The sequence below is a fragment of the Paenibacillus sp. 01T442 genome (assembly GCF_056398345.1).
Genome location: NZ_JBFTPF010000140.1, coordinates 1 through 6,818, shown reverse-complemented (window position 1 = coordinate 6,818; position 6,818 = coordinate 1). Strand labels below are relative to the sequence as shown.

Sequence of the window (6,818 nt, the reverse complement as noted above, 5' to 3'; positions counted from 1 at the left end):
ATTGTTGGTAGCCCAAGGTGAGCTAATGACAGCTGCGGCCTTCGTCTGGCGGGACAACCTATTCCTCTACTATGAGTGCATGAGCCGAGAGGTGTTACCTGATGAAGTGGCTGGAGCTGCTGTCCCTTTTTTGAAGGAATGGCCTGGGCAGGCACAACCTCGGAAGTGGATCTTGATGATTGATGTGTTTCATTTTAACGAGCCTGCAAGCGCTGAACACTGGTTGAGAAAAGAGCCCGTGGTATCCCGGGTGGGGAGGATTGCGCATTTGAAGCCTGAGATGATGAGCAGTTACATCTATTATCATTATCAGCTGCAAGAGGAACGTGCGTTCCACGGGGAAAAGTATGAAATAATTGCAATGCATGAGAACCTTCTATTCGGCTATCAAGAATTTCCCAAAGTGATCGAGGAGCCTGTTGTGACAGGGCGTCTGAGCACGAAAGGGACCCCTGAGAATTGGAACGATTCGCGGATGGATCTGCATTTTCAGGCATGGGAAGAGGATGGTCATTTATATTTTAAACCGATTGATCAAGTGTTTGCTTATTATGTTGGTGATCTGAAAGAATAAGGAGATAGTACATTGAATTTTAAAATAATGGATTTGCGAAATCATCTTAATGAGTTAAAAGAAGTAGAAAACAATGCGTATTATGAATTTCTAAAGGTATCGTCAATGAGTGTAGGCTTATATAAATTGAATAAAGGTGAGCTGGATAAACAAAAGCCACATACAGAAGATGAGATTTATTTTATCCTCTAGGGTGAAGCATCGTTTCAAAATGGGGATACGATTACACAAATTAGCAAAGGGGAAGTTCTATTCGTGGAGGCTCATAAAGACCATAGATTCTTTAATATTACGGAAGACTTAACTACTTTAGTTTTCTTTTCGCCTGCAGAACACGCCAATAAATAGTGTGCGAATGTAAAAAGACACCTGAGGGGTGTCTTTTTTAGTGAGGTGAACGTTCCAGCGGAAGCGCAGCAGCTGCGAAAGGGAACTGCGTTCCGTAACGTTGGCGTGGTGCAGAGATATCGTGCTCCAATGCGGGAATAGTCCATAAAAGACGGTGTAGATAGTCGAAATAAACGACTAACTCGGAAGAATCTGGCGCCTTTGGGCTGAGACAGCGATGCACTTAGCTAGCCTCACTCTTATTTACTTATAAAAACATTATCCATATAGTAGACGCCAGTTGCATCAGCGGCAACGCCTACTTTCAACCGGCTGACGTCAGACGCTGCTGTATTTTTGAAGCTGAATTGATTGGCTTTTTTCGCGCCATTGACGTATAAGTCGAACTTTTTGGTATCGGTGTTCATGATAACTTTGATATCATACCAGGTGCCATTGGTGATGGGTTCAATACTCGAAAGCGTTGTTGCACCATCATACACCTTTAAGTAATTACCTTGTAGGCCTACATGCAAGGCTGCTCTGCTCGAACTATCATACACAATGAAGTCTTTCCAATTGACATCCTCTGTCCGCAAGGTGGCCTTGAAGGTCACGATGCCGGTTTGTGGAGTGAACGTTTTCTGAGCGGTGGCCGCATTCGTTGTGCTTGTTTTATTGATTTTCATGCTGCGATCCGGACCGGTGGCGAGTCCCACAGTAGGAACGTTCTGCACGGTTACAGTACCGCCAGTGGTCACTGTCGTCCAGTTAGAGGGAGAGACACCTGCTGCCGAGTATCCGTTCATTGCGTCTTTGAAAATGATGGTTTCCGAAACGAGCGTTCTTCCGAATGCAGGCACTTCGTCTCTCGTGAGTGTTACGGCATTGTTGTAAAATTGCGTGATGGTGTAAGTGTCATTGCCCGGTCCATTTGCTCCKGGATATCCGTAGAAAAGATTGTCCGCCCAACCGATAGCCCAAGTGAGGAACCAGGTGTAATCAAAATTCGTTTGAACGGCAGTCTCTGAAGGGAGCAAACCAACTTCGGACAAGCCATAACGCTTACTGCCTAGGACAGAAGCCAGCTCACTGTTCGCATTTGTAAACTTCGCATCCCCACGGGCTTGCGTATATACATCAGCTCCACCGAGATCTACATACGAAGAACCTGGGTAATAATTGCTGTTAACGGCATTATTGTCATCCCTACCCGGAGCCCACACCCAAATCAGGTTGTTCAAGCCGTGATAATTAGTGTAGCGGTCGTACATGTTTTGCCATAACTTTTTGTAACTTGCTGCAGACTTACCACCCMACCAGAAGCCGATGTTCATCTCGTGATAAGGTCGCCAGAGAACGACTACACCTTGATCCCGAAGGGATTTCAAATAGCCCGCTATCGTATCGATATGCGCTAACCATTTGTTATACAAGGTGGTACCAGGGGTTGTGAGCAAGTCGAAATTCGCCTGTGACATGGAGCTGATCACACTGTTCCATCCGCCATCATCTACTGTGGCATCCAAAGGGTTCGTCTCATGCCAAGAAAGTGTAACAAGTCCGCCTTTTTTCCAGTAGTCCGTAGCATGATCGACAATGAAGGAGCGCCATTTACTGAGATCGGAAGCGTTCGTCACATTGTATAAAAGATCGTATCCAATCATCGCAGGGTACTTGCCCGTTAAATTATAGAGGTGATCGGTCTCCAAATAGCCATAATTTTGCCCTCGTACGTATTGTCCTGAGATGATTTGATTATTCGTTTGGACAGTATCGAAATAATTCAATACGTCTTGCACAGCTTGCGTTGCATTAGGATTAACAGGGGTTGCAGCATGAGCAGTTGGTGCACCTATCGATGGTAAACCGGAAACGAGCAGAGCCACAATAAGTGTTGTGGCAAGTAATTTGGACAACCATGTGTTCAACATTCGTTAATTTCCTCCTAGAATGGATTGGTGTTAGTGAACTGTTCGACTCATTCGTTGCATTGCCAGTATAGAAAACGTTTACATTTATTTAGATATTATCTTCCCTCCTCTGGTACAGTATGGTTACAATTGTAAATGCTTTAAAAGGGGAAGAAGTCTAATTTTTTTGGAAACAAGTTATGGATCTTCGGATCTTCGTACACGCCTGCAACCTTCAAGCTGAGTATAAGTCAACGAATATGGGCTTGACATTCCCTTGGATCCCTTGTAAGATATTGAAAAATTCATATCGAAATATTAATGAATGGGACAGTAATTCCTAACAGACAGTCGCAGCGAGCCGGGTCAGTGTAAGCCGGTACGGATGTTAAGAATGAAACGGACCCAGGAAATGGTTTGCCGAAAATKGGAGTAGGTAAATCCGGTCTGTCGACCGTTACGAAACAGAGGGGTTAAACCAGAGGTTTAACACTTAGAGTGGTACCGCGGGAATGTTCAGCTCTCGTCTCTTTTATAGAGACGGGGGCTTTTTATATTTTCTAGAAAAGATAGGAGAGAATTACTATGTTAAATTATAAGCTCTATTTTGCAGGGGAAATTACATCGTTACTCACTGGTTTCGAGGCCCAAGACATTATGGCATGGATGGAATACCCAGCGAATCCGGATCAAGGGGATCTATCTTTACCATGTTTCCGACTAAGCAAAACCCTTAGTAAATCACCACAAGTCATTGCTGAGGAGTTAAAAGCAACCCTAGAAGATGAGTACATCGACGAGATGAATGCCGTATCCGGTTATCTAAACATTTTTCTCAAGAAGTCTACATTTGCAGAATCTCTTATTCGTCATATAAGTCAAGCTGGCGAACAGTATGGCTCACAGACTTTGGGACAAGGAAAGACGGTTGTGATCGACTATTCCTCGCCGAATATCGCGAAGCCCTTTCATGTTGGTCACTTGAGATCCACGGTGATCGGCAATGCGTTATATCAGATTCACGCCTTTCTAGGATACAACTGTGTGGGGATTAACCATTTAGGCGATTGGGGGACACAGTTCGGGAAGCTGATCGTTGCCTACCATTTGTGGGGCAGTAAGGAGGCTGTAAACGAGAGAGCTATCGATGAGCTTCTCGATCTGTATGTGAAATTTCATGAGGAGGCTGATCACGACCMAACGTTAGAAGATCAGGCTAGATCTTGGTTTACGAAAATGGAGCACGGTGATCAAGAAGCACTAGCTTTGTGGCAGTGGTTTGTGAAGATCAGCCTCAATGAATTTCAGAAGATTTATAAGCTGTTAGGTGTTCAATTCGACACATATCAGGGGGAAAGCTTCTACAATGACAAGATGGAGCCCGTCATTCAGGAGCTGAAGGAGAAGCAGCTTGTGGAAGAAGATGAGGGTGCTTTATTAGTTAGGTTAGATGCCTATGGCATGGCACCAGCATTAATGCTGAAGAAAGATGGCAGCTCCCTGTATCATACGCGTGACCTAACGGCGGCTATATATAGAGCGGATAAATACGAATTTGAGAAATTGATCTATGTGACGGATTATGCTCAAAATCTTCATTTTCAGCAGTTGTTTAAGGTTGTTGAATTAATGGGTTATACGTGGTCCTCCAAACTTGAGCATGTCGCATTTGGCCGTGTGAGCATTGAAGGGGGAAGCTTGTCGACACGCAAAGGCAACGTGATAAGACTGGAAAACTTGCTGGAGCAATCTATTCAGAAAATAAGAGATGTCATCGAATCAAGAAACCCAAGCTTGGCGAATAAAGCTACAGTTGCTGAGCAGGTAGGAATTGGAGCAGTGATATTTAACGATTTGAGTGCGAATCGAATCAAAGATATTGATTTTTCGTGGGAGGAAGCTCTTAACTTCGATGGTGAAACGGGGCCTTACGTACAGTACACCTATGCAAGAACTTGCAGTGTGTTGAAGAAAGCGCAATTGGCTGACGGACATTCGATGGATATGGCGGAAATAGACGGAGCTAATTTGCAAAATAATGAGGCCATGGCGGTTGTGAAAATGCTCTATTTGTTTACGGAAAGAGTAGAGCAGGCCATGGTAAAGCTGGAGCCTTCGATCATATCGCGTTATCTCATTGATCTCGCGCAAGCATTTAATCGCTTTTACCACGCCTGTTATATCCTAGTAGAGGATGCACAGGTACGTGAAGCACGACTAGCTCTGGTCCAATGCGTTCAAATTACGTTGCGTAATGGCTTGAAATTGATCGGTTTACAAGCTCCTCATGAAATTTAATGGAGTTAATCATTAATGCAGTTAAATAAAATTCGACAAAGTAAATTGGTAAAAATCCTCATTCATGAGAGATTTTCTTAGGGGGAATACTACTGGATAATACAGGTGTGACCCTTAAGGAGCTGGTTTGTCGTGTTAAAGCGAGCTGCTGCGATTGTTTCGACATTCTTATTGGCAAGMGGATGCTTAGGAAATACGGCTACGCCCAAAGATCCAAGCATGGAAGCGAAGCAAGTTGCCCCTTTTGTCCAGATATCTTCTCCACCGATACAGCCCTATCATTCGACTTCAAAGAAACAAGCAGAACCAGAAACCAAAGTCTCTCAGGTGACGCTTGCTGCAATCGGGGATATCCTCATCCATGATAAAATTTATATAGACGCTAAGCAGAAGGATGGAAATTATAATTTTAATCACATTTTCGCGGGGGTATCGAACATATTACAAGCACCTGATATCCTTGTTGCTAATCAAGAAACGATGATTGGTGGCAAGGAGCTGAGTCTATCCACTTACCCTGCATTTAACAGCCCTCACGAAATTGGTGATGCTCTGAAAGTAGCAGGAGTGGACGTTGTTACGGTTGCCAATAATCATGCGCTAGACCGAGGCGAGAAGGTCATTCAAAGCGCACTCACCTATTGGGATACCCTTGGGATTCCCTACACGGGTGCATTTAAATCCCAGAACGATCGGGACATTATTCGAACGGTCACGCGAAATGAGATCACGTTCTCCTTCTTAAGTTACACCTACGGAACGAATGGGATATCAACACCGAAGGGAAAGCCGTTCTTGGTCAATCGAATCGATGATTCGCAAATTCGTACGGATGTGGAACAAGCCAAACAATTGTCGGATGTCATTGTGGTTGCACTCCATTGGGGGAACGAATATCAACGATTTCCGGATGCCAGTCAAACTAGTCTTGCTCAAAAGCTAGCGAACATGGGGGTTCATATCATCATTGGGAATCATCCGCATGTTTTACAACCGCCTGCTTGGGTAGAAGGGAAGCACGGGCATCGAGCCTTTGTTGTTTATTCGCTGGGCAACTTTCTATCCGCTCAAATCAACTTGTATAAGCAAATAGGTGGCATGGCAACCATTGACGTGTTGAAAACCACCAAAGAGAATACCACTAAGATTGAGCTCATAAAGCCCAGCTTTCATCCAACCTACGCGTATAGTCAGCAAGGGCGCCATTTTCAAATTATTTCAATGGATAGGTTAACCAATGATCAACTCATTCATGCTAAAACTCACTATGAAATGATAATAAAACATATGCGAACGAATATACCCGAACTGGATATTAAGTCGTCAATGTGAGAAATCAAAAACACCGCTCCTTAAAAGGGCGGTGTTTTGTTTTGCAATCCATCACGATGAGGATTCATCCTGCGGTGTCGCTTTAGCGAGGTTCAACTTCAAAGCAGTTTTCTTGGCTACTAATTCTTTCGCTAAATCTTTTTGTAGTCGATCATTAGTCTTAACCTCTTCGTTCAATTTATTCACGCGTGACATTTTGCTGCTCAAATCACTGTGTGACTGGCTTAATTTCATATCTCGCTGAATCTGATTAATTTTGGCTAGGGCTTGTTCTTTCTTTTTCTTCGAATTGACCTGTTTGCTTTCAAGGTCARCAATTTCTTTGGTTAACTGCGTAACAATTGTTTTCGTAAAGCTAATGGCCATTCCTACAC

6 protein-coding genes and 1 other annotated feature are annotated in these 6,818 nt (G+C 43.8%); of the genes, 4 read left to right on the top strand and 2 right to left on the bottom strand.

Features of this window, described 5'->3' with window-relative positions; translation table 11 throughout:
- Positions 1-574 (top strand): hypothetical protein (locus AC1DLM_RS34200; RefSeq protein ID WP_477572482.1); only part of this gene is annotated, 574 nt, incomplete at its 5' end.
- A gap of 12 nt (positions 575-586) precedes the next feature.
- Positions 587-766 (top strand): hypothetical protein, encoded by a 180-nt coding sequence (locus AC1DLM_RS34195; RefSeq protein ID WP_441991903.1) that lies wholly within the window; start codon positions 587-589, stop codon positions 764-766.
- 395 nt (positions 767-1,161) lie between these two features.
- Here the strand turns inward: AC1DLM_RS34195 and AC1DLM_RS34190 are convergent, their stop codons facing one another.
- Entirely contained in the window at positions 1,162-2,835 is a 1,674-nt protein-coding gene (locus AC1DLM_RS34190) for a glycosyl hydrolase (RefSeq protein ID WP_477572481.1), read from the bottom strand.
- 291 nt (positions 2,836-3,126) lie between these two features.
- Positions 3,127-3,348: a binding site (T-box leader), on the top strand.
- A gap of 51 nt (positions 3,349-3,399) precedes the next feature.
- Here AC1DLM_RS34190 and argS point away from each other — a divergent pair.
- Together argS and AC1DLM_RS34180 are read left to right on the top strand one after the other, a co-directional pair.
- Entirely contained in the window at positions 3,400-5,112 is a 1,713-nt protein-coding gene (argS, locus tag AC1DLM_RS34185; RefSeq protein WP_477572480.1) for an arginine--tRNA ligase, read from the top strand.
- Between the two features lie 132 nt (positions 5,113-5,244).
- Positions 5,245-6,444, top strand: a complete 1,200-nt coding sequence (locus AC1DLM_RS34180; protein ID WP_477572479.1) for a CapA family protein — start codon at positions 5,245-5,247, stop codon at positions 6,442-6,444.
- A gap of 51 nt (positions 6,445-6,495) precedes the next feature.
- Here the strand turns inward: AC1DLM_RS34180 and AC1DLM_RS34175 are convergent.
- A partial coding sequence (locus AC1DLM_RS34175; RefSeq protein ID WP_477572478.1) for a hypothetical protein occupies positions 6,496-6,818 on the bottom strand: 323 nt, incomplete at its 5' end.